General features: G+C 60.3%; 1 pseudogene. It reads right to left on the bottom strand.

Going from position 1 to position 542, the window contains the following annotated elements:
* A pseudogene (locus tag ACPYOJ_RS34640) lies at positions 1-541 on the bottom strand (transposase); the annotation flags it as partial.
* Between the last annotated feature and the right edge of the window lies 1 nt (position 542).

Below are 542 nucleotides of genomic sequence, written 5' to 3'. Positions count from 1 at the left end.
CGCGTGCCGACAGCACGCCGTCTGGCTTTCCGTTTGCGAACAGAAAGCCCTTCCTCGCGATACAGCCGATAGATGCGATTGGCGCCGGACAGCTCTCCTTCCCGCCGAAGCAGGATGAACAGCCGCCTGTAACCGAAGCGCCGTCGCTCATTAGCCAACTCGCGGAGCTTCGCTCGCAATTCAACCTCCGGCGGTCGACACGACTGATAACGCACCGTCTTGCGATCGGCAGATATGATCAGGCAGGCCCGCCGCTCCGAAAGACCCATGACGGTCTTCAGGTGCATGACGGCTTCACGCTTGGCGGCGGGCCCTACCATTTTTTTGATAGAAGCTCGCGCAGTGCGGCTGCATCAAGCATCTGTTCGGCGAGCAGCTTCTTCAGCCTGGCGTTCTCGTCCTCAAGCGCCTTCAGCCGCTTCGCCTCGGACACCTCCATGCCCCCGTATTTGGCTTTCCAATTATAAAACGTGGCTTCTGAAATCCCGTGCTTCCGGCACAGGTCCACCGCCTTCGCGCCAGCCTCCTGCTCCTTCAGCACC

The organism is Rhizobium sp. SVR5-9E, from assembly GCF_056755095.1.
This window is presented reverse-complemented; position numbering and strand designations above follow the sequence as displayed.